Annotated in this window: 15 protein-coding genes; 5 read left to right on the top strand and 10 right to left on the bottom strand. The window is 71.4% G+C overall.

Annotated elements, in window-relative coordinates:
* Positions 1–119 precede the first annotated feature (119 nt).
* From ACFYQ6_RS32635 to ACFYQ6_RS32650, 4 genes are all read right to left on the bottom strand, one after another.
* On the bottom strand, positions 120–2,573 hold the full coding sequence (locus ACFYQ6_RS32635; protein WP_361583593.1) for a [protein-PII] uridylyltransferase: 2,454 nt from the start codon (positions 2,571–2,573) through the stop codon (positions 120–122).
* Between the two features lie 32 nt (positions 2,574–2,605).
* Complete coding sequence (locus ACFYQ6_RS32640; protein WP_033304048.1) at positions 2,606–2,944, bottom strand: P-II family nitrogen regulator; 339 nt, start codon at positions 2,942–2,944, stop codon at positions 2,606–2,608.
* Positions 2,941–4,293 (bottom strand): ammonium transporter, encoded by a 1,353-nt coding sequence (locus tag ACFYQ6_RS32645; RefSeq protein ID WP_361583590.1) that lies wholly within the window; start codon positions 4,291–4,293, stop codon positions 2,941–2,943. The genes ACFYQ6_RS32640 and ACFYQ6_RS32645 overlap by 4 nt, the downstream gene beginning before the upstream one ends.
* A 338-nt stretch (positions 4,294–4,631) precedes the next feature.
* Positions 4,632–6,104 carry a hypothetical protein gene (locus tag ACFYQ6_RS32650; RefSeq protein WP_361583588.1) on the bottom strand — a complete coding sequence of 491 codons (1,473 nt, stop codon included), beginning with the start codon at positions 6,102–6,104 and terminating at the stop codon, positions 4,632–4,634.
* A 424-nt stretch (positions 6,105–6,528) separates the two neighbouring features.
* On the opposite strand from ACFYQ6_RS32650, the gene ACFYQ6_RS32655 reads away from it, so the two are divergent.
* Complete coding sequence (locus ACFYQ6_RS32655; RefSeq protein ID WP_361583584.1) at positions 6,529–7,176, top strand: bifunctional DNA primase/polymerase; 648 nt, start codon at positions 6,529–6,531, stop codon at positions 7,174–7,176.
* 65 nt (positions 7,177–7,241) lie between these two features.
* Here the strand turns inward: ACFYQ6_RS32655 and ftsY are convergent, their stop codons facing one another.
* Entirely contained in the window at positions 7,242–8,447 is a 1,206-nt protein-coding gene (gene ftsY / locus ACFYQ6_RS32660) for a signal recognition particle-docking protein FtsY (RefSeq protein WP_361583581.1), read from the bottom strand.
* A 109-nt stretch (positions 8,448–8,556) separates the two neighbouring features.
* Here ftsY and ACFYQ6_RS32665 point away from each other — a divergent pair, with 109 nt between their 5' ends.
* Positions 8,557–9,948 (top strand): cytosine permease, encoded by a 1,392-nt coding sequence (locus tag ACFYQ6_RS32665; protein WP_388766456.1) that lies wholly within the window; start codon positions 8,557–8,559, stop codon positions 9,946–9,948.
* Between the two features lie 110 nt (positions 9,949–10,058).
* On the opposite strand, the gene ACFYQ6_RS32670 is transcribed toward ACFYQ6_RS32665, so the two are convergent.
* From ACFYQ6_RS32670 to ACFYQ6_RS32685, 4 genes are all read right to left on the bottom strand, one after another.
* Positions 10,059–11,477 (bottom strand): sugar porter family MFS transporter, encoded by a 1,419-nt coding sequence (locus ACFYQ6_RS32670; RefSeq protein WP_361583575.1) that lies wholly within the window; start codon positions 11,475–11,477, stop codon positions 10,059–10,061.
* A 241-nt stretch (positions 11,478–11,718) separates the two neighbouring features.
* On the bottom strand, positions 11,719–15,495 hold the full coding sequence (locus ACFYQ6_RS32675; RefSeq protein WP_388766459.1) for an AAA family ATPase: 3,777 nt from the start codon (positions 15,493–15,495) through the stop codon (positions 11,719–11,721).
* A 313-nt stretch (positions 15,496–15,808) separates the two neighbouring features.
* Positions 15,809–16,021, bottom strand: coding sequence for a hypothetical protein (locus ACFYQ6_RS32680; protein ID WP_033304037.1), 213 nt, complete (start codon positions 16,019–16,021; stop codon positions 15,809–15,811).
* Between the two features lie 444 nt (positions 16,022–16,465).
* On the bottom strand, positions 16,466–16,747 hold the full coding sequence (locus ACFYQ6_RS32685) for an acylphosphatase (RefSeq protein WP_361583569.1): 282 nt from the start codon (positions 16,745–16,747) through the stop codon (positions 16,466–16,468).
* A 156-nt stretch (positions 16,748–16,903) separates the two neighbouring features.
* Between ACFYQ6_RS32685 and ACFYQ6_RS32690 the strand changes: the two genes are divergently transcribed.
* The 3 genes from ACFYQ6_RS32690 to ACFYQ6_RS32700 all read left to right on the top strand — a co-directional run bounded on the left by ACFYQ6_RS32690 (position 16,904) and on the right by ACFYQ6_RS32700 (position 20,580).
* On the top strand, positions 16,904–17,848 hold the full coding sequence (locus tag ACFYQ6_RS32690; RefSeq protein ID WP_388766461.1) for a CAP domain-containing protein: 945 nt from the start codon (positions 16,904–16,906) through the stop codon (positions 17,846–17,848).
* Positions 17,849–18,060: 212 nt separating this feature from the next.
* Complete coding sequence (locus tag ACFYQ6_RS32695) at positions 18,061–20,100, top strand: PA14 domain-containing protein (RefSeq protein ID WP_388766463.1); 2,040 nt, start codon at positions 18,061–18,063, stop codon at positions 20,098–20,100.
* 75 nt (positions 20,101–20,175) lie between these two features.
* Positions 20,176–20,580, top strand: a complete 405-nt coding sequence (locus tag ACFYQ6_RS32700; protein WP_361583560.1) for a helix-turn-helix domain-containing protein — start codon at positions 20,176–20,178, stop codon at positions 20,578–20,580.
* 75 nt (positions 20,581–20,655) lie between these two features.
* Here the strand turns inward: ACFYQ6_RS32700 and mutM are convergent, their stop codons facing one another.
* Complete coding sequence (gene mutM, locus ACFYQ6_RS32705) at positions 20,656–21,522, bottom strand: bifunctional DNA-formamidopyrimidine glycosylase/DNA-(apurinic or apyrimidinic site) lyase (RefSeq protein ID WP_388766465.1); 867 nt, start codon at positions 21,520–21,522, stop codon at positions 20,656–20,658.
* Positions 21,523–21,524 lie beyond the last annotated feature (2 nt).

Consider the following 21,524-nt stretch of genomic DNA (forward strand, 5'->3'; position numbering starts at 1 on the left):
GCTCGTCGGTCCTCAGGGTCGGGGGCGGGGCAGGTCAGTCGCCCTCCAGGGTATCCGGACCCCGGGGGACGCAAAGCCCTCGCCCGTTTCTCGTGACGAACGGGGGCCTGGGCCCGGCTTCAGCCGAGCTCCTTCTCCACCTCCCTGGCCACCTCCGCGGCTCGTTGCGGCGCCAGCGGTGCGCCGTCCTTGTCCGTGACGTAGAAGGCGTCCACGGCGTTCGCTCCGAGCGTGGAGACGTGGGCGCTGCGCACCCGGACCTCGCTCTGTTCCAGTGCCCGGCCGATCCGGTGCAGCAGTCCGGGGGCGTCCTGGGCGCGGACCTCGATCACCGTGGCCAGGCGGGAGCCGGCCGCCGCGACGGTCACCCGGGGCGGGGGCGCCTTCACCCCGCGCCGCCGCGGGTAGGCGGCCTCGCGTTCGGCGAGGCGGGCCCGGATGTCCAGGGCCCCGTCCAGGGCGCGGACGAGGTCGGCGCGGAGCCTGGCGGCCTGCGGGAGCGAGCCGTACTCGGCGGCGACCCGCCAGCTCAGCACCAGCAGACCGGCCGTCTCACCCAGCTCGGTCGGGAGCTCGACGGCGCGCAGGTCGGCCGCGCGGACGGTGAGGCGGTGCAGGGCCAGGACGCCGGCCGCGGCGGGCAGGACCCCGGGGCGGTCGGGCAGCGCGATGAGCAGTTCGACGCCGACGGGCTCCGGCTCCCCGTCCTCGGCGGCCGGCTCGGGCCGGGTGTGCAGGGCCAGGACGGGCTCGCCGGTGCGCAGTGCCTCGACTGCGAGGCGTTCCTGCTCGGCGCTGGGGGCGAGCGGTTCCGGCTCGGGGGGCTCCTCCCCGGCCAGCAGTGCCGCGACGCGCTTGACCAGGTCCGTGACCAGCGATGCCCGCCAGGAGCTCCAGGCGGCGGGTCCGGTGGCCAGGGCGTCGGCCTCGGTGAGGGCGTGCAGCAGCTCCAGGGTGGACGCGCTGCCCACGGCGGTGGCGACGGAACGCACGGTCGCGGGGTCGTCGAGGTCGCGCCGGGTGGCCGTCTCGACGAGCAGCAGGTGGTGGCGCACGAGCGTGGCGACGACGGCCACGTCCTGCTTGTCGAAGCCGATCCTGGCGGCCATGTCACGGGCGATGACCTCACCCGCCACCGAGTGGTCCCCTGGCCAGCCCTTGCCGATGTCGTGGAGCAGGGCGGCGATCAGGAGGAGGTCGGGGCGCCCCACCCGGCGGGTGAGCGAGGAGGCGCGGACGGCCGTCTCGACGAGGTGGCGGTCGACGGTCCAGGTGTGGACGGGGTTGCGCTGCGGACGGCAGTGGACCCGCTCCCAGTCGGGCAGCAGGCGGGTGATGATGCCCTCCGCTTCGAGGGCCTCCCACACGCCGACGGTGGATTCACCGGCTCCGAGCAGGGTGACGAGCTCCTCGCGGGCCTGGGAGGGCCACGGGACGGGGAGCGGCTGGACCGCGGTCCTGAGGTGCCGTACGAGATGACGGGAGAGCGGCAGCCCGGCCTCGGCCGCCGCGGCGGCGGCCCGGAGGGTGAGCACCGGGTCGCGTTCGGGGCGGGCGGTGCGCGCGAGGACGACCTCGCCGTCCGCCTCGACGACGCCTTCGGCCAGGGGGGTGCGGTCCGGGGCGGTTCTGGCGCCGCCGCCGAGGATCGACCGCAGCCGTGGCCGTGCGGAGCGGGCGCGCAGGACGCGGTTGACCTCGCGCCAGGTGACGTCGGTGGCGTACGAGACGGTCCGGGCGGCTTCGTACACCTGGCGCAGCAGGGCGTCGGAGTCGAGGAGGCCGAGGGCCTGGGCGACCTGGTCCTGTTCCTGCAGGGCGAGCCGGTCGGTGGCCCTGCCGGTGGTCAGGTGGAGGGCGTCACGGGCGTCGAGGAGGACACGGCGGGCTTCGGCGAGCCCTTCGCGGGGTGCGTCGGCCACCCACGAGGCGGCCACGGCGCGCAGGGCGGTGGCGTCGCGGAGGCCGCCGCGGGCCTCCTTGAGGTCGGGTTCCAGGAGGAACTGGAGCTCGCCCATGCGTTCCGCTCGCTCACGGCAGAGTTCGTCCAGGGCGGGGAGCCTCTTGGGGGCCTGGTTGCGCCAGTCGGCGAGCACGGCCGTGCGCAGTCCGGCGACGAGGCCGAGGTCACCGGCGACGGGGCGGGCGTCGAGCAGTCCGAGCTGGACCTTGAGATCCTCGCCGGCGGTCCCGCGCGCTTCGGCGGGGGTGCGTACGGAGTGGTCGAGGGCGAGGCCGAGGTCCCAGACGGGGTACCAGATCCGGTCCGCGAGGGTGGCGACGGCTGCGGAACCGGCGCTGCCGTCGTGCAGGAGGAGCAGGTCGAGGTCGCTGCGCGGGGAGAGTTCGCCGCGGCCGTACCCGCCGACGGCGACGAGGGCGGCTCCGCGCACGCCCGCCTCCTCGGCCGCCGCGTCGAACAGCGCGGTGAGCCAGTCGTCGGTGAGCCGCGCCAGGGCGGCACGGCGCGGCGGCCCGGACCGCGCCTCCTCCTGGAGGAGGCGCAGCCGGGCCGCCGCATAGCCGCTGGGTCCGGAGTCCTCTGCTTCGGTCGTCACTTCGGTGCTCGTCACCCAGCTGCCTTTCCGTTCACAGGAACCGTCGGTCAGAGTGCGTCCGGGCCGCGCTCACCGGTCCGTACGCGGATCGCGGTGTCGACCGGGACGCTCCAGACCTTGCCGTCGCCGATCTTGCCGGTGCGGGCCGCCTTGACCACCACGTCGATGAGCTGCTCGGCGTCCTCGTCCTCGACGAGGACCTCGATGCGGATCTTCGGTACGAGGTCCACGGTGTACTCGGCACCACGGTAGACCTCGGTGTGTCCGCGCTGACGCCCGTAGCCGCTCGCTTCCGTGACCGTGAGGCCCTGGACGCCGAAGGCCTGGAGGGCCTCCTTGATCTCGTCCAGCCTGTGCGGCTTCACGACTGCGGTGATGAGCTTCATGCGTCCACCTTCTTGTTCGTCGGGGCTGCCGTGGTGCCGGGCGCCGGAGGTGTGGTGCGGGTGGCGGAGCCGCCGCCGGCGCCGCTGAAGTCGTACGCGGTCTCGGCGTGCTCGACCTGGTCGATGCCGGAGACCTCGTCGTCCTCGCTGACCCGCATCCCGATCGTCCGGTCGAGGACGAAGGCGAGGACCGCGGAGACGACCAGGGAGTACGCGAGGACCGCGAAGACACCGACGGCCTGCTTGCCGAGCTGGTCGAGTCCGCCGCCGTAGAAGAGGCCCTTGGCGTCGGACTGCACTCCGCCGGTGGCGAAGAAGCCGACGAGGAGGGAGCCGAGGATACCGCCGACGAGGTGGACGCCGACGACGTCGAGGGAGTCGTCGTAGCCGAACTTGTACTTGAGGCCGACCGCCATGGCGCAGACCACACCGGCGATGACACCGACCGCGATCGCGCCCAGCGGGCTGATCGCACCACCCGCGGGGGTGATGGCGACGAGGCCGGCGACGGCGCCGGAGGCTGCACCGAGCGTGGTGAAGGAGCCGTGGCGGATCTTCTCGTAGGCGAGCCAGCCGAGGACCGCCGCACCCGTGGCGACCTGCGTGTTGACGAACATGACCGCGCCGACGCCGTCGTCGTTGCCGAGCCAGGAGCCCGCGTTGAACCCGAACCAGCCGAACCACAGGAGCGCGGCACCGAGCATGACGAGCGGCAGGCTGTGCGGCCGCATCGGGTCCTTCTTGAAGCCGACCCGCTTGCCGATGACGAGGATCACGCCGAGGGCGGCGGCACCGGCGTTGATGTGGACCGCGGTACCACCGGCGAAGTCGATGACACCCAGCTCGAAGAGCCAGCCGCCGGCACCCCAGACCCAGTGCGCGACCGGGAAGTAGACGACGGTCACCCACAGGGTGATGAACAGGGCCCAGGAGGTGAACTTGACCCGGTCGGCGAGGGCGCCGCTGATCAGGGCGGGGGTGAGGATCGCGAACATCAGCTGGAAGACGGCGAACACGTACACCGGAATGGTGTAGCCGTCCCAGAGTTCGGTGACGCCGATACCGCTGAGGCCGACGAAGTCCGAGCTCCAGCCGATGACCGAGCCGATGTCGGTGCCGAAGGCGAGGCTGAATCCGTAGAGCACCCACAGGATCGTGACGATCCCGAGGCTGATGAAGCTCATCATCAGCATGTTCAGGGTGCTCTTGACGCGGACCATGCCTCCGTAGAAGAAGGCCAGACCCGGGGTCATGAGCATCACCAGCGCGGAGCAGATGAGCATGAACCCTGTGTTGGCGGCAGACAGCTGCGGAGTGTCTGCGGCAAGCGTCGTGATGCCTGGGGGCATCGGCGTCTCCTCGTCGTCGGTGCGGCCACGTGCGGGGGTGCGGGACCACGGTGAAAAGGTGCGGGCCGGTTATGCGCCATGAGATTCGCGCAGCGCGGTTTCCACGAATGCCGCACGATGTTTCACCGCAGTGACGAAGGAGCGCGACGTGTTACGTACCGATGAACCACGGGTGTCGGCGCCGTTGTGCTGCCTACCATGCTGCCTGCGCCGCATACGGCGGGGTTGAAACGCCCGGGAACGTGAACCGGCCACGACAGCGACCCGCTGACCTGGCGCATGGGGGAGCCGGTCGGGTGGTACGGGGCGGCTGTCGTGGCCGGTGGCAGGGGTGCCGGTCAGACCGCTTCGGCGGTCTCCGGGAGCTGCTCGGAGAGCAGGTCGGTGAGCCTGGCGACCTCGGGGACGTCACCGAAGTCCCTGGCTGCGGTGTCGACGGTCTTGCGGAGCCTGGTGTTGACGCGCTCCGACCTCACCCTCTTGGCGACCTTCAGTGCCTGCGTGGCCAGCACGGTCGACTCCTCGGGCTCGCGCTGGAGGAGATGCACGGTGGCCATGCCGATCAGGTTGAGGGCGTAGGACCTCTGGTGCTCGTCGTCCTCGCCGAAGAGCTCGACGGCGCGGGCCATGACGGGCTCGGCCAGGGAGGCGTAGGTGGGGCTCCGGCCGGCGACATAGGCGAGGTCACGGTAGGAGTGGGCGTTCTCGCCGTGGAGTTCGGCGTCGGAGAAGAAGCGGATCCAGTCGGGCTCGGGCTCGTCGTCGAGGGCGGCGTCGGCGAAGGTGTCCTCGGCCATCCGGACGGCTCGCTTGCACTTGCTCGGCTGGCCCATGTTGGCGTAGGCGCGCGCCTCCATCGCATACAGCATGGCCTGGGTCCGGGCGGTGGCGCAGTCACGGCTGCCGTACTGGGCGAGATGGATGAGCTCGAGTGCGTCGTCGGGCCGGCCGAGGTGGATCATCTGGCGGCTCATGCTGGAGAGGATGTACGAACCGAGGGGCTTGTCGCCCGCTTCCTTGGAGGCGTGCAGGGCGAGCACGAAGTACTTCTGGGCGGTGGGCTGGAGGCCCACGTCGTAGCTCATCCAGCCCGCGAGCTCGGCGAGTTCGGCCGCGCAGCGGAACAGCCGTCCGGCGGTGGCCTCCGGCTGCGGCTCCTGGAGGAGATCCGTGACCTCGTGCAGCTGCCCGACGACGGCCTTGCGGCGCAGCCCGCCACCGCACTGGGCGTCCCACTGGCGGAACATCGCCGTGGTGGATTCCAGGAGGTCGAGCTCGGGGCCGGAGAGCTTGGAGGGGCGGCTCTCGGAGGCCGTGCGCTCCGGCTCCGTCCGGCCGGGTGCGACGGGCACCAGCCAGCGCTGCATGGGCTCGATGAGGGTGGGACCCGCGGCCAGCGCGAGGGAGCTGCCGAGGAAGCCGCGCCGGGCGAGCATGAGGTCGCTGCGGGAGAACTCGCTGAGCAGGGCGACGGTCTGGGGCCCGGCCCAGGGGAGGTCGACGCCCGCGACGGAGGGTGCCTGGTGGGCGGTGCGCAGGCCGAGGTCCTCGACGGCGACGACGCTGCCGAACCGCTCGGAGAAGAGCTCGGACAGGATGCGCGGGATGGGTTCGCGCGGCTGCTCGCCGTCCAGCCAGCGTCGGACCCGGGAGGTGTCGGTGCTGATGTGGTGGGCGCCGAGCTGGCGGGCGCGCCGGTTCACCTGGCGCGCGAGCTCGCCCTTGGACCAGCCGCTGCGCACGAACCACGATCCCAATTGCCCGTTGGGGCGCTTTCCGGCATTCGTCTCGCCTGCGCCGCTGCCACTCACTGGAACGCCCCCATCCCGCTGAAATCTGTCGCGCGAACCTCTATCAGAATGCCGTGCCTCGGTGCTGCCTGTACGGGTCTTGCGCACCATCGAACGGATCATCGGGTTGCCCGGGGCATACCCACGCGCTCATGCAATTGCAGGTTCGAGTACCGACGGTAATCCTACGATCACCGTCACCGCGAGGGAAGTTGCGGAAACGCCACCATTCGCCACCCCTTCGGATGAACGCGTTCGGCGCAGTCCGCGATTCACTTGACAGGCCGCGATCAGCTATCGGGCGGAGTGAAGCATTCAGGGGCGCGGGGCTCACACCGCACACCCTGATGACACCACCCCGTGCGCCGGTGATCGCCGGCGGCGACGGAGGACGTCCCGGACTCCAGGTCGTAACCACCGGTGAGTCGGACCCGTTGGAGGGGGCATGGGCTTCACGATCGGCGGCATCCGCGAGATGCGGTCCGGCACGCGGCGCCGCGGCCGTGCGGCCGGGGCGAGTGCGGTGGCCGAGTACACAGGACTCTGGGGCTGGGCCGTGGCGCCGGGCGCGCGTGCGGCGGCCGGTGCCTGCTCGTGCGGTGACCCCGCGTGTGCCGCCCCGGGCGCGCATCCGCTGGACTTCGCCCGGGAGGTGCCGCCGGGTGCCACGCACGGCACGGCCGCCGACACCTGGGCCGAGGTGCCGGGCGCCTCGATGCTGCTGCCGGTGGGCCGGACGTTCGACGTGCTCGACGTGCCGGAGGCCGCGGGCCGGCGCGCGCTGGTGCGGATGGAGCGGATGGGGCTGCCGCTGGGGCCCGTGGCGGTGACCCCGACCGGCCGTACCCAGTTCTTCGTCGCCCCCGGGGCCGCCGCGGGTCTGCCCGGGCTGCTCTACCGGATGGGCTGGGACGACGCGGACCTGGACCTGCGGGCGCTGGGCCGGGGCACGTACATCACCGCCCCTCCCTCGGACCTCGGCGGACTGGGCCCCGTCCGCTGGCTGCGTCCGCCGGCCCCCGGGACCGCCGCCGCTCCCCCGCAGGCCAGGCTGCTGCTGGGCACCCTCGCCTACATATGCCACCGCGGGTGAACGCCGGAGGGCGGTGAACCCCTCACGGGTCCACCGCCCTCCGGCGTTCCTCGGCCGTACGCCCGTCAGTCGCCGATCAGCGCGTCGACGAAGGCGCCCGGCTCGAACGGCGCCAGGTCGTCCGGCCCCTCGCCGAGACCGATGAGCTTCACGGGGACGCCCAGCTCGCGCTGGACGGCGATGACGATGCCGCCCTTGGCGGTGCCGTCCAGCTTGGTGAGCACGATGCCGGTGATGTCGACGACCTCCGCGAACACCCGCGCCTGGACCAGCCCGTTCTGGCCGGTCGTGGCGTCGAGGACGAGCAGGATCTCGTCGAGCGGGCCGTGCTTCTCGACGACCCGCTTGACCTTGCCGAGCTCGTCCATCAGGCCGGTCTTGGTGTGCAGGCGGCCGGCGGTGTCGATGAGCACCACGTCGGCGCCCTCGGCGATCCCTTCCTTCACCGCGTCGAAGGCGATCGACGCGGGGTCGCCGCCCTCGGGCCCGCGCACCGTACGGGCGCCGACGCGCTCGCCCCAGGTCTGGAGCTGGTCGGCGGCAGCGGCCCGGAAGGTGTCCGCGGCGCCGAGCACGACACTGCGGCCGTCGGCGACGAGCACGCGGGCGAGCTTGCCCGTGGTCGTCGTCTTGCCGGTGCCGTTGACCCCGACGACCATCACGACGCCGGGCGTCTCCTCGCCGCCCTCCGTCTTCACCGCACGGTCGAAGTCGGGGCCGAGCAGGGTGACGAGCTCCTCACGCAGCAGCGTGCGCAGCTCCTCGGGCGTACGGGTGCCGAGGACGCGGACCCTCTCACGGAGCCGCTCCACGAGCTCCTGGGTGGGGGCGACGCCGACGTCGGCGGTGAGGAGCGTGTCCTCGATCTCCTCCCAGGTGTCCTCGTCGAGGTTGTCGCGGGACAGGAGCGTGAGCAGCCCCTTGCCCAGGGAGTTCTGCGAACGGGCGAGCCGGGCGCGGAGCCGCACGAGGCGGCCGGCGGTGGGCTCGGGAACTTCGAGCGCGGGAATCTCCGGCTCGATGACGACCGGGGTCTCCTCGACGGGAGTCCCGGCGCCGGGGAGACCGGCGTCCTCGATGGTGCGCCGCGCTTCGTCGCGCGGCGCCTCGGCTTCCTCGCCGACACCGGGTTCGGCGGGAGGAGTGATGGTCGGCGTGCTCGACGGTGCCGAGGGCGGCAGCTGCTTCTTCTTGCGGCTGCTGACCACGAGCCCGCTGATCAGGCCGACCGCGACCAGGGCGATGACTACAGCAAGGATGACGATTTCCATAACCAGTCCAGTATCGGCCACAGCGGGGGTCCGGGCGCGGTTCGGTGGAACGGCGTCCGGGCCGCATGGGCGGTATGCCACTTATGGGGGTAAAGGTACGCTGCTGCCCGTGGAGAACCGCGGCCTGGACCCCGTCCCCGAGACCGAGCGCACCGGTCGGGTCCGCACCCTCTTTCCCACCTGGGTGACGGCCAACATGACCGTCCTCCTGCTGACCGTGGGCGCCGGCCTCACCGTCTTCAACGGGCTGAACCTCTGGCAGGTACTGGCCGTGGCGGCCGTCGCCCCCGTGGTCGCCTTCGGACTGGTGGGGTTCGTGTCGATCGCGGGCAAGCGCGGCGGGGCGCCCGGCATGGCGCTCTCCCGGGCGGTCTTCGGGCAGCGCGGCAATCTCCTTCCCGGCGCCCTGATCTGGGTGGCCCGCTGGGGCTGGGAGACCGCCAACGCGGTCACCGGCTCCTACGCGCTGCTGGCCGTGCTCGGTCTGCTGTTCGGTATCCACATCACGCACACGCTGGTGCTGGTGACGCTGACGGCGTTCGTCGCCGCGAGCTTCCTCGTCTCGGGCCTCGGCATCCGCGCCCTGAGGGTGTCCGCCCGGCTCTCCGTGTACCTCTTCGGCGGCGCGAGTCTCCTGCTCCTCGTGCACCTGGCCGGCGCCACCGCGTGGCGGGACGTGCTGGACCGGCCCGCCGGTCCGGCGGCGATGATGATCGCGGGCATCGGGACGCTGGCCGCCGGGGGAATCAGCTGGGTCCCCTCGGCCCCGGACTTCACCCGTTACCTTCCGGCTGCCGCGTCCGGCCGCGCCATGGTCGCCGCGGCGGTGGGCGGAGCCCTGGTCACCGTCCTGCCGATGGTGATGATGGGAGCGGTGATGGCGGTGGACTCCCCCGGCCTCGCCGCGACGCAGGACCCGGTGGCGTTCATCGGCGAGCTGCTGCCGCGATGGATCTCGGTGCCGTATCTCCTGGCCGCCCTCGGCGGCATGGTGCTGATCAACGCGATGTCCATGTACTCGGCCGGATTCACCGCGCAGACGCTCGGATTCACGGTCCCCCGCGCCTGGGCGGTGGGCGTGAACGCCGCCATCAGCCTGCTGCTCGGCGGGCTGCTGACGATGGTGGCGACGAGCTTCATCGGCACGTTCACGTCGTTCCTGTCCCTGCTCGGTGTGACCTTCTCCGCCTGGATCGGGGTCTTCGGCATGGATCTGCTGAGGGGCCGCACCTACGCCCCGGAAGCGCTCCTGGACACCTCGCCGCGCAGCGCCTACTGGTACACCGCCGGATTCAGCGGACCGGCCGTCGGCGCGTGGGGCGCGGCCCTCGTGGTGGGGCTGCTCCTCACCGATGTGGAGTGGTTCACCGGTCCGCTCGCCTCCACCTGGGTCGGACGCCACGGCCTGGGCTGGGCGGCGACGATCCTCGTCGCGGCAGGGTTGTACGCGATCGCGCCGTGTCCGGCCGGCCGGACGGTCCAGGAGCCGGACACCTTCTGACGCCACGCCGGCCGGCCGTGCGCGGCGACGCGGCGACCTCACGAAGAACGCTGCCCCGGGCCGGCATGGGCCGGTCCGGGGCAGCGGGTCGAGGAGAGGGGCAGCGGGGATTAGCCCATCTCCTCCAGCGCCTTGCCCTTGGTCTCCTTCACGAACATGAGCACGAAGGGGATGGAGAGCACGGCGAAGCAGGTGTAGATGATGTAGGTGCCTGACAGGTTCCAGTCGGACAGGCTGGGGAAGCTCGCGGTGATCGCCCAGTTGGCGATCCACTGCGCGGAGGCGGCGACACCGAGGGCGGCGGCGCGGATGCGGTTCGGGAACATCTCGCCGAGGAAGACCCAGACGACGACACCCCACGACAGCGCGAAGAAGAGCACGAAGACGTGGGCGGCGACCAGCGCGACCGTTCCCTGCGTGGTCGGGAGCTTGCCGTCGACCAGGTCCGCGGAGAAGGCCCATGCCTCGAAGGCGAGGGCGACGGCCATACCGGCGGATCCGACGAGTGCGAGCGGCCTGCGGCCCACCCGGTCCACCAGGATCATGGCGATCACGGTGCCGATGATGTTGATGATCGACGTCGTGAACGAGTAGAAGAAGGAGTCGGTCGGGTCGATGCCGACGGACTGCCACAGCGTCGCCGAGTAGTAGAAGGCGACGTTGATGCCGACGAGCTGCTGGAAGATCGACAGGCCGATACCGACCCAGACGATGGGCAGGAAGCCGAAGCGGCTGCCGAGCAGGTCGCTGAACTTGGACTTGTGTTCACGGCGCATGGCCGTCTCGATCTCGTTCACGCGTGCGTCGAGGTCGACGTTCTTGCCCTCGACCTCTTCCAGGATCTTCCGGGCGCGGTCCCTCTTGCCGACGGAGATCAGGAAGCGCGGCGACTCGGGGATCGCGAAGGAGAGCAGCCCGTAGAGGATGGCCGGTACGACCATCACGCCGAGCATCCACTGCCAGGCCTCGAGGCCGCCGATCTCGCCCCGCTGGTCGCCGTCGGCGATCTGCAGGATGCCGTAGTTGACCAGCTGCGAGATGGCGATGCCGATGACGATGGCGGCCTGCTGGAAGGAGCCGAGGCGGCCGCGGTAGGCGGGCGGTGAGACCTCGGCGATGTAGGCGGGGCCGATGACCGAGGCCATGCCGATCGCGAAGCCGCCGATGATCCGCCACATGGCGAGGTCCCATAGGGCGAACGGCAGGGCGGACCCGACGGCGCTGATGGTGAAGAGCACCGAGGCGATCTGCATGCAGCGGATACGGCCGATGCGGTCGGCGATACGTCCCGCCGTGGCCGCGCCGATGGCACAGCCGATCAGGGCGATGGCGATGACCTGCGCCAGGGTCCCCGACCCGATGTCGTAGCGGTCACGGATGGCCTCGACGGCGCCGTTGATGACGGAACTGTCGTAGCCGAAGAGGAAGCCGCCCATCGCTGCGGCTGCCGTGATGAAGATGACATGGCCGAGATGGTCCGGGTGGGCCTCCCGGGCTCCGGACTCCGGTCCGCGCGCTGTGCTGGTCACATGAACTCCTGGTACCTGGCCGCAACGTCAGGTGTGGGGGGTGAGCCCTCCTAGTGGCGCACAACTTCCAGCCGACCACCACTTGAAGGTAAAAACAACATTGCTGAGGTTATGCGTTCAAGTTTCGAAGTCAAGACTCGGTTCTCGCGAAGGGGCGCCTCACAAGTACCCAGGGATGCTCAAAAGGTGCGTTCAGATGTTGAAGATTAGGTAAAGGGGATGTGACTGCCCCTCAGTCCGTTTACCCCGGAGTCCGGCGCAGACGCTGACTGATCACCTTGGATACGCCGTCGCCCTGCATGGAGACGCCGTAGAGCGCGTCGGCGACCTCCATCGTGCGCTTCTGGTGCGTGATCACGATGAGCTGGGAGCTCTCCTGGAGCTCCTCCATGATCCGGATCAGACGCTGCAGATTGGTGTCGTCGAGCGCTGCCTCGACCTCGTCCATGACGTAGAACGGGCTCGGCCTGGCCTTGAAGATCGAGACCAGGAGGGCAACGGCCGTAAGGGATCGCTCGCCCCCGGACAGCAGCGAGAGGCGCTTGACCTTCTTGCCCGGGGGCCTCGCCTCGACGTCGAGACCGGTCGTCAGCATGTTGTCCGGGTCGGTCAGGACGAGGCGGCCCTCACCGCCCGGGAAGAGCCGCGAGAAGACGCCTTCGAACTCCCGCGCGGTGTCCCGGAACGCCTCGGTGAAGACCTGCTCGACGCGCTCGTCGACCTCCTTGATCACCTGCATGAGGTCGGCCCTGGTCTTCTTCAGGTCTTCGAGCTGCTCCGAGAGGAACTTGTGCCGTTCCTCCAGCGCCGAGAACTCTTCGAGAGCGAGCGGATTCACCTTCCCGAGTTGCTGATACGCCCGTTCGGCCGCCTTGAGCCGCTTCTCCTGCTCGGCCCTGACGAACGGCTTCGGCTGGTTGCGCGGGTGCTCGGGATCGTCGGGGAGCTCCTCCCCCTCCGCGGCGGGCGACGGGGGCACCAGCTGTTCCGGCCCGTATTCGGCGGCCAGGCCGGCCGGCTCGACGCCGAACTCCTCCAGGGCCCTCGCCTCCACCTGCTCCATGCGCATGCGCTTCTCGGCCCCGAGCACCTCCCCCCGGTGCACCGAGTCCGTGAGCCGGTCGAGTTCGCTCTTCAGGTCGCGGCCCCGGCCGCGTTCGGCGGTGAGCTCCCGCTCGCGCCCGGCCTTGGCCGCCTCCGCCCTGGCCCGCTCCTCCTCGGCCCGTACGACGGAGACCTCGACATGGGCCAGCAGCTGCCGGGCGCCCGAGGCCACGGCGGTGGCGACGGCGGCCTCGTGGCGCAGCCGGGCGCGGCGCTGCTCGGCGCGGGCGCGGGCCTCACGCTCGGCGCGGGCCCCCCGGTCCAGCGCGTCGGCCCGTCCGGCGAGCGCCTTGACGCGTTCCTCGTGGGTACGGGCTTGCAGGCGGGCCTCCATCTCGGTCTGCCGTGCGTTGGCGCCGTCGGCGGCGAGCCGGTCCCGTACGGAGGTGTCCGGCTCCTCCTCCACGGGTGTCTCCTCCGCGACCAGCAGCCGTTCCGCGAGTTCCTCGGCTTCCTCGGTGGCCCGTTCCAGCGCCTCCTGGGCCCGGACGGCCGCCGCGGTCGTGCGCTCGGCCTCCCCCGCGGCGCCCCGGGCCTGTCCGGCCAGCCTTCCGAGCTGCTGCGCGACTCCGGACTTCTCCCGCTCGGCGGCCCGGCGCCGCTCGCCGAGCTCCTCGACCAGCGCGGCCGACTCCCCGCGCCGTGCGGCCACCAGGCGCTGGGCCGTGGCGAGCTCCTCGCAGCGCACGGCGAGCTCGGCCAGCTCGGCCGCGGCCTCGTCGACGGACGCCTGCACCTCCAGCAGGCTCGGCGCCCCGGCCGATCCGCCGTGCGCGAAGTGGGTACCGAGGACGTCGCCCTCGGCCGTGACGGCGGTCAGCTCCGGGTGCGCGGCGACCAGCTCCTCGGCGTCCTCCAGGGTGCCGACGACGACCATGCCGCGCACCAGCCGGCGTACGGCGGTGAGCAGTTCGGCCGGGCCGTGCACCAGGCCGGCGACGGCGGGCGCGGCGCGGTCACCGGTGGCCAGGCCTGCCGCGGCCGGCGCCGGCTGCCCCACGTGCATGGACCCGGCGGCAGCCTGTTCCGACCCGGGCAGGCCTGCTCCGTGTCCGGCCCCGGCCGTGACGCCGTGTTCCACCCCGGCCGCGACGGCGTGCCCGGCCCCGGACGCCTGCCCCGGTACCTGGCCGCCCGCGGTCGCGGGGGGTTCCGGCCGCTGTTCCGTGCCCTGGGCCGGCACCTGCCCGGCTCCGGTGCCGCCCGGCACCAGCGCCGCGCGCCCGGCGTCCTGTTTGCGCAGCAGCCGGATCGCGTCCGCCGCCGCCGCGGGGTCCGTCACGGCGATCGCGTCGGCCGCCGCGCCCAGCGCCGCGGCCACCGCGACCTCGTGCCCCGGGGCGACGGTGAGCAGTTCGGCGAGCGGCCCGAGCAGGCCTGCGAGCCCGTCCCCGGCACCGAGCAGGACCCCGGTGCCGTCCTTGCGCCTCAGTCCCAGCGACAGCGCTTCGTGGCGGGCCGAGAGCGCGGCGCGGCTGCGCTCCGCGTCGGTGACCGCCTCCCGCGCCGCGCCCAGCGCCGCCTCCGCTTCCGCGAGCTCCCGCTTGGCGGCGTCGTGCTGCTCCGCCAGTTCCGCGTCGCCCGCGTCCAGGCCCTCGACCTCGGCCTTGAGCTGCTCGTACTCCTCCTGCGCCGCGACGGCCCGCTCCTGCGCCTCGTCGCGGGACGCGGCCAGCCGGTCGATCTCTGCCTGTGCCGAACCCGCCCGGCTCCGGGCCGCGTTGACCTGCCCGCTGAGCCGTGCGAGACCTTCCCGGCGGTCGGCGATGGCCCGGGCCGCGTCCCTGAGTCTGCGCTCCTCCACCGCGAGCTCGCGCTCCAGTTCGGCCCGGTGCGCGGTGGTGTCCTCCAGCGCGTGCTCCGCCGCTTCGAGGGCCGCCTCCAGCTCGGCCTCCTGCTCGCGGATGCGGGCGGCCTCGCGCTCCATGTCCTCGGGGTCCCGTCCGCGCCGTTCCTCGTCGGGCGCGGCGGTGGCGCTCTTCACCCGGGCGTCCGCGAGCGAGATCGTGCCGCGCACCCGCTCGGCCAGCTGGGAGAGCTCGTACCAGGTCTGCTGGGCCCGCTGGAGTCTCGGCGCAAGTCGCCGGACCTCGTCCTCCAGCCCGGCCTCCCGTGCGAGCGCCGCCCGGAGTTCGGCCTCCGCCGTTTCCCTGCGCCGCTTGAGCGCGGCCTCGTCGGCGATCTCGCTGCGCAGCGCCTCGCGCAGCGAGACGAGGTCGTCGGCGAGGAGCCGCAGCCGGGCGTCGCGTAGATCGGCCTGGATGACGGCCGCCCGGCGGGCCACGGCCGCCTGCCGGCCCAGCGGTTTGAGCTGGCGGCGCAGTTCGTCGGTGAGGTCCTGCACGCGGGCGAGGTTGGCCCCCATCGCCTCCAGCTTCCGCAGCGCCTTCTCCTTGCGCTTGCGGTGCTTGAGCACACCCGCCGCCTCCTCGATGAAGGCGCGGCGCCCCGTCGGGTCGGCGTGCAGGACGGAGTCCAGCCGGCCCTGGCCGACGATGACGTGCATCTCGCGGCCGATACCGGAATCGGAGAGGAGTTCCTGGATGTCGAGCAGCCGGCAGGTGTCACCGTTGATCTGGTATTCACTGCCGCCGTTGCGGAACATGATCCGGGTGATCGTCACCTCGGCGTAGTCGATCGGCAGCGCGCCGTCGGAATTGTCGATGGTCAGCGATACTTCGGCGCGGCCCAGAGGCGGCCTTCCGGTGGTCCCGGCGAAGATCACGTCTTCCATCTTGCCGCCGCGCAGGGATTTGGCTCCCTGTTCCCCCATGACCCAGGAGAGCGCGTCCACCACATTCGATTTACCGGACCCGTTGGGCCCCACGACACAGGTGATCCCGGGTTCGAACCGCAGGGTCGTGGCGGAGGCGAACGACTTGAAACCACGGAGGGTCAGGGCCTTGAGGTGCACGCCGCCGGACTCTACCTTTCACTCTCGGTTTCGCTGATGAAGGTGCAGGGCACATCAGACGGTAAGCGAAGAGCGATACGCCGGTGAGATCCGGGGGGGAAAGAAAGAAGGGACGCCGGAGCGTCCCTTGTGAAACTCGCACGGTGCGGCGTGTACAGCCCTCCGTGCACGGCTTTGCGTTACGGATCGCGAGCGGACCGGATCACGAGCAATCCTCGGTGTTCCAGGACGGCGATCCGCGACGAAAGACATTCGTAGGATTGGTCCCGAGCAGCTGGCGTGCGGCCCGACCGGCCCCGGCAGGGCCTGGGGGTCAGGTCAGCGCGGGCTCCGCCTGGGGTACGTCGATGTCGATGCTGTCGAGCAGCGACTCTTGGTGCTGGGCGGCGGCGTTGAGCGCGTCGTTCTCGTCCTGGATCCGTACGAGCTCGGATTCCAGGTCCTGGACGCGCTTCTGAAGCCGTCGCATCTCGGCGAGGAGTCGCGGGTCGGATCCGCCGACGTAACCGAGAAGCGCCTTTGCCATGATGGATGGTCCTCCACACTGAGTGACCGACCGATGCGGTGTGGGTCGTGGTCGTGAGGGAATCGCACCCGCGGTGCTCGGCAGTGCTCTGTGTCTTCACTGCTGTTCTGCTGTCACCAGCCTTGCCGAACAGCTGCGGTGCGCGGGGTTTTCAGCGTCTCACCAAAAAGTTTGACGGTCAACACGATCACACGCCAGGGAGCCGGGTGTCCCGGGGGTGCGCGGCCTGACGATCTTGCGGCGCGACTCTCCTGCGGGTCCCCGAAGGGTGTGGAGATCTTCGTCAATGCCGCAGCCTGGCACGACGGAGCGTTCTTGGCAACCATGTGCCGGGACCGAACATTCCGCAGGTCATTTCGGGTGCGGGCCCTTCGCGGACCTTCCGGTCACCGCATGCCGCACCGTGCCTGCGCAGCGGATCCGGGTGCGCTTTCCCGCCCGGCGTCAGCGAATCGCGAATCCCTCGTAACCGCCGCGCGGCGTGTCCCAGATCTCAGTGACCCCGTCCACGCGCCCGGGTGTGTCGCCGGCTGCGAGCCAGTCCAGCAGACGGTGGCAATTCTCACGTGGGCCTTCGGCGACCACCTGCACCCGGCCGTCGTCGAGATTCAGCGCGAAGCCGGTGAGTTTTCCGATCTCCAAAGCATTTGCCCTGGTGAACCAGCGGAATCCTACTTGCTGTACTCGGCCGCGTACCCATACGACGAGTCGTGCGTCTTCGTTCATGCCCGAACGCTAACCGGCCAATTGCTCACGGAGCACGTCGCCCCAATCCGTCATGGCGTAAGGTCCCCTCGCAATAGCCTCACCCGGACGGGTGAGTTTGATCATGAATACGGTGACGTCGGCCAAGACGCCCGGAGCACGAGGAAGGCACAGCGCATGGGACGGCATCGACGCGCAGGCGCGGCCCCCGCCGCTGAGCAGCACGCGGCGGACGCGGTGGAGGGGCCGCGCGGTGCGCGCCGGAAGAAGCGGGCGGGGATACCCGTGCGCGCCGGGCTTCTCGGTGTGTCCGCGGCGGTGGCCGTAGGAGCGGTGGCCGTGGCCTCCGGCCTGCTGCCCGGCGGGGGCAGCTACGACGTCAGCGGCGGCCGGTCGTCCGACAGCGTCCACGCGGGCGGCGCCCCCGACCTGCTGACCCAGGGAGACGCGTCCGCCGAGCCGACCGCCCGCACGTCGGCCTCGGCATCGGCCGAGGCGAGCAGGGGTGCCGACCGTTCAGCAGCCCCCTCCGCGTCCGCCTCCCCGACGCCGAAGAGGACGCCGGCGAAGAAGCCCTCGGCCACCGCGTCGAAGCAGGCGGCGAAGACTCCGGAGCGCACGAAGGCGGCGGCCCCGAAGCCGGGGAAGAGCGTGTCGTCGGCACCCGCCACCAAGGCGCCGGCCGCGCCGAGGACCGCCTCGGCCACCCCGAGCGCCGAGTCCAGCACCTCCCCGAGCCCGTCCGCCGCCTCCGCCCAGGCGGCTGTGCTCGCACTGGTCAACCAGGAGCGCGCGAAGGTCGGCTGCAGTCCGGTCACCACGAGCGGCTCGCTGACCGCGCTCGCCCAGGACTTCAGCGAGGACATGGCCGCCCGCGACTTCTTCAGCCACACCGACCCCGACGGGGCGACCCCCTGGGACCGCGCCGCCGCAGCCGGCGTGGAGGGTCTCGGCGGGGAGAACATCGCCCGCGGGCAGGCCGACGCCCAGGCCGTGATGAACGCCTGGATGGCCAGCGAGGGTCACCGCGCAAACATTCTCAACTGCGATTACAGGACGCTCGGCGTGGGAGTGCACCTCGGCTCGGGCGGGCCCTGGTGGACGCAGGACTTCGGCTTCTGAGAGGCCGTACGGACGAGAGGCCCCGCCGGTCGACGGACCGGCGGGGCCTCTCGCTGTCCCCGGCCGTTCCGGAGAGCCCGCCGAAGGAGCCCGCAGTCGCTCCGGAAGCCCGCCGAAGGAGCCCGCAGGGCCTACAACCTTGGCCGCCCACCAGGAGTCTTGATCGTCGGCAGTCATTTCCGGACTGCGGATGATCAAGACCGAAGGAACGAATGAACCGACCCAGAGGCACCACGGTGGCCACCGCCACCGCTGTGGTACTCGCCTCCGCAGGCGGCCTGCTCGCCACGGCCGCCCCCGCCTCCGCCGCCGTGACCTGCGCCTCGCCCGTCTTCAAGCGGACGTTCTACGCGAACACCAGCTTCTCCGGCACGCCCAAGGGCACGGACTGCGACTCCGTGATCGACCAGAACTGGGGCACGGGCGCACCTGGTTACAAGGGCATGCCCTCCAACGACTTCGGTGTCCGCTGGTCCATGACCCGCGACTTCGGCTCGGGCGGGCCGTTCTCGTTCGCGGCGTCCTCCCGTGACGGCATCCGCGTCTACGTCGACGGCGTACGCAAGGTCGACCTGTGGAAGAACGTCTCCAGCACCGTCTCCAAGACGGTCAACGTGACCATCCCCTCGGGCAAGCACAGCCTGCGCATCGACTTCGTGAACTGGACCGGCGCCGCCAACGTCAAGTTCTCGTACGCTCCCCGCACCATGGCGACCGTGGACAAGGTGAAGCCGCTGGTTCCCGCCGGTACCACCGTCACCTACAGCACCGCCTCCACGTCCACCAAGGTCAGCTGGGCGAAGAACAAGGAGATGGACCTCGCCGGGTACCGCGTGTACCGGCGGCTGAAGGGCGCCTCCTATCCGTCGAAGGCCCTCGCGACCACGACGTCCACCTCGTACACCGACACGACCGCGCCGGAGGACGGCAACGTCTACTACTACGAGGTGCGCGCGTACGACAAGGCGGGCAACACCTCGTCGGGCACCGCCGACCTCGGCATCACCACCGTGGACCGCACGGCCCCCGCCGCCCCGAAGGGCGTCGAGGACAACTGGGCGATGGGCAGCCCGACCAAGATCACCCTGTACTGGGACGGCAACACCGAGCCCGACCTCGCCGAGTACCGGGTCTACCGCTCGACCTCGCAGCCGGTCGCCCTCACCCCCGCCAACCGGCTGGCCTCCACGGGCGGCGGTTACAGCGGACCGCTGCCGCAGACCGGCGACGTCTACTACTACGTCGTCACCGCCGTCGACACGAGCGGCAACGAGTCCCCGGCCTCCGGCACCGCGATGTACTACAGCGACGACACGACCGGCCCGGTGGACACCGCGCTCAACGCGCGGGCCTCGGAGAGCGAGGCGGGCGTCACCATCACCTGGGACGCCTCCGCGGTGACCAGCAGCGACTTCGCCGGCTACTCGGTCTTCCGGACGAGCCGCCCCGGCACCAGCACCGCCACCCGTACGGAGGTCGGTTCGGGCGTCAGAGGGACCTCGTTCACCGATGCCGCCCCGCAGCCCGGCGCCACGTACGCCTACTACGTCGTCGCGGTCGACCACGAAGGGAACGGCGGCACCCCGTCCGCGGGGCTCACGGTCACCGTCACCGGGAACACGACGGCGCCCGCGGCGGTCACCGGCGTGAGGACCGTCCCGGAGAAGAACGGCGTCAGCCTCTCGTGGGACGCGAGCAAGGACCCCGGCCTCGCGCACTACCTCGTGCTGCGCGGCACCCTCGTCGACGGGCAGTGGACGTACAAGGCCGTGCCGCATCCGGCGGACTTCAAGCCCTGGCAGATCGAGGGGACGACGTTCCACGACTACGTCCCGGCCGACGGACAGCAGGTCCGCTACGCCGTGATCGCCGTCGACCAGTACGGGAACCAGCTCACCCCGGCCACCGGCGCGACGGCGGTCGACGTCACCGAGCTGGACCTCCGCCCGACCGCACCGGCGGCGACCGGTGCGCCGCTGGTGTACCTGGGCTCCGACCAGAACGGCTGGATCTCCTGGGCTCTCGCGAGCTCCACGACCCTCGGCGAGGTCACCGGTTTCGCCATCCACCGCTGGAACCCGGTGACGCAGACCTTCGACCTGGTCCACACGGAGCCCAGGGACAACGTCACCTCCTGGAACTGGGTGGACCCCGCCCAGCCGCCGGCGAGCACGGTCTACTACCGGATCTCGGTGCTCTACGCGGACGGCACCACGTCCGGCGCCAGTGAGGTCTCCGTCATCAGCCGCTGACAGCGACGCACCTTCGCTCTTCCTCCTGCGCAGCGCTCACCCCAGGTGGGCGCTGCGCAGGCGTAAGCTGCGGGTATGAGCGAGACACGGACGGAGCCGGTGCAGGACGGCGGCGACTCGCCGTTCGACGTCTTCTCACGGCTGTGCCCCTCGCGGGGCACGCTGGAGCACGTCACCGGCCGCTGGGGCGGCCTGACCCTGGGGGCGCTGTACGAGAGCGGCGCCCGCTTCAACGAACTGCGCCGCCGGGTCGACGGGGTCAGCGAGAAGATGCTCTCGCAGACGCTGCACGCGCTGGAGCGCGACGGCCTGGTCCTGCGGGAGGCGCAGTTCACCAACCCGCCGCGCGTCGACTACGAGCTGACGGACCTCGGCCGCGAGGTCACCACCCGGCTCCTGGAGCTGATCCAGCTCGTCGAGGGCCGCATGCCCGAGGTCATCGAGGCCCGGGCACGGTACGACGCCGCCCACGCGGACTGAGTCCGGGCCCCGTCCGGCGAGGCCGGGCCCCGGGCCGGTGGAGCCCGGTCGGTCAGGAGGCCGGGAACCCGGTCCTCAGGAGGCCGGGGAGATACGCGGGGGACGCTGGCAGCGCGGGCAGAAGTAACTGGAGCGGTTCATCCAGGGCCGGCGGCGCATCGGCGTACCGCAGCGGCGGCAGGGCTCGTCCTCGCGTCCGTAGGCGTCGAGCGACCTGTCGAAGTAGCCCGACTCCCCGTTGACGTTGACGTACAGGCTGTCGAAGCTGGTGCCGCCCTGGTCGAGGGCCTCACGCATGACGTCGCGGACATGGCCGAGCAGCTCCGCCGTCCTCGGGCGGGTCAGGGTCGCGGTCGGCCTCTCGTAGTGCAGCCGGCTGCGCCACAGCGCCTCGTCCGCGTAGATGTTGCCGACCCCGCTGATCAGGGACTGGTCGAGCAGCGCGCGCTTGAGAGTCGTACGGCGCAGGCGCAGCGCCGTGTGGAAGGCGTCGTCGTCGAAGGCGGGGTCCAGGGGGTCCCGCGCGATGTGCGCGATGACATCGGGCAGCCCTTCCGGGGTGTTCTCGTGCAGCGACAGCCCGCCGAAGGTCCGCTGGTCGACGAAGCGCAGCTCGGTCCCGAGGGCGTCGTCGAAGCGGATCCTGATGCGCAGGTGCTTCTCGTCGACGGCCGCCTCGGGCTGGACGAGCAACTGGCCGCTCATGCCCAGGTGGCCCAGGAGCGAGGTGCCGGCATCGTCAAGGGGCACCCAGAGGTACTTGCCCCGGCGCATCGCCGTGCCGAAGCGCAGCCCGCGCAGCCGGGCGGCGAAGTCGGCGCCGCCCGCGAGGTGCCTGCGGACCGCGCGCGGATGCAGGACCTCGACGGCGTCGACGGTCCGCCCGGCGGTCCAGCGCTCCAGACCCCGCCGCACGACTTCGACCTCGGGCAGTTCGGGCACGG

This window comes from Streptomyces sp. NPDC005494 (genome assembly GCF_042872025.1).
Taxonomy (GTDB): Bacteria; Actinomycetota; Actinomycetes; order Streptomycetales; family Streptomycetaceae; genus Streptomyces.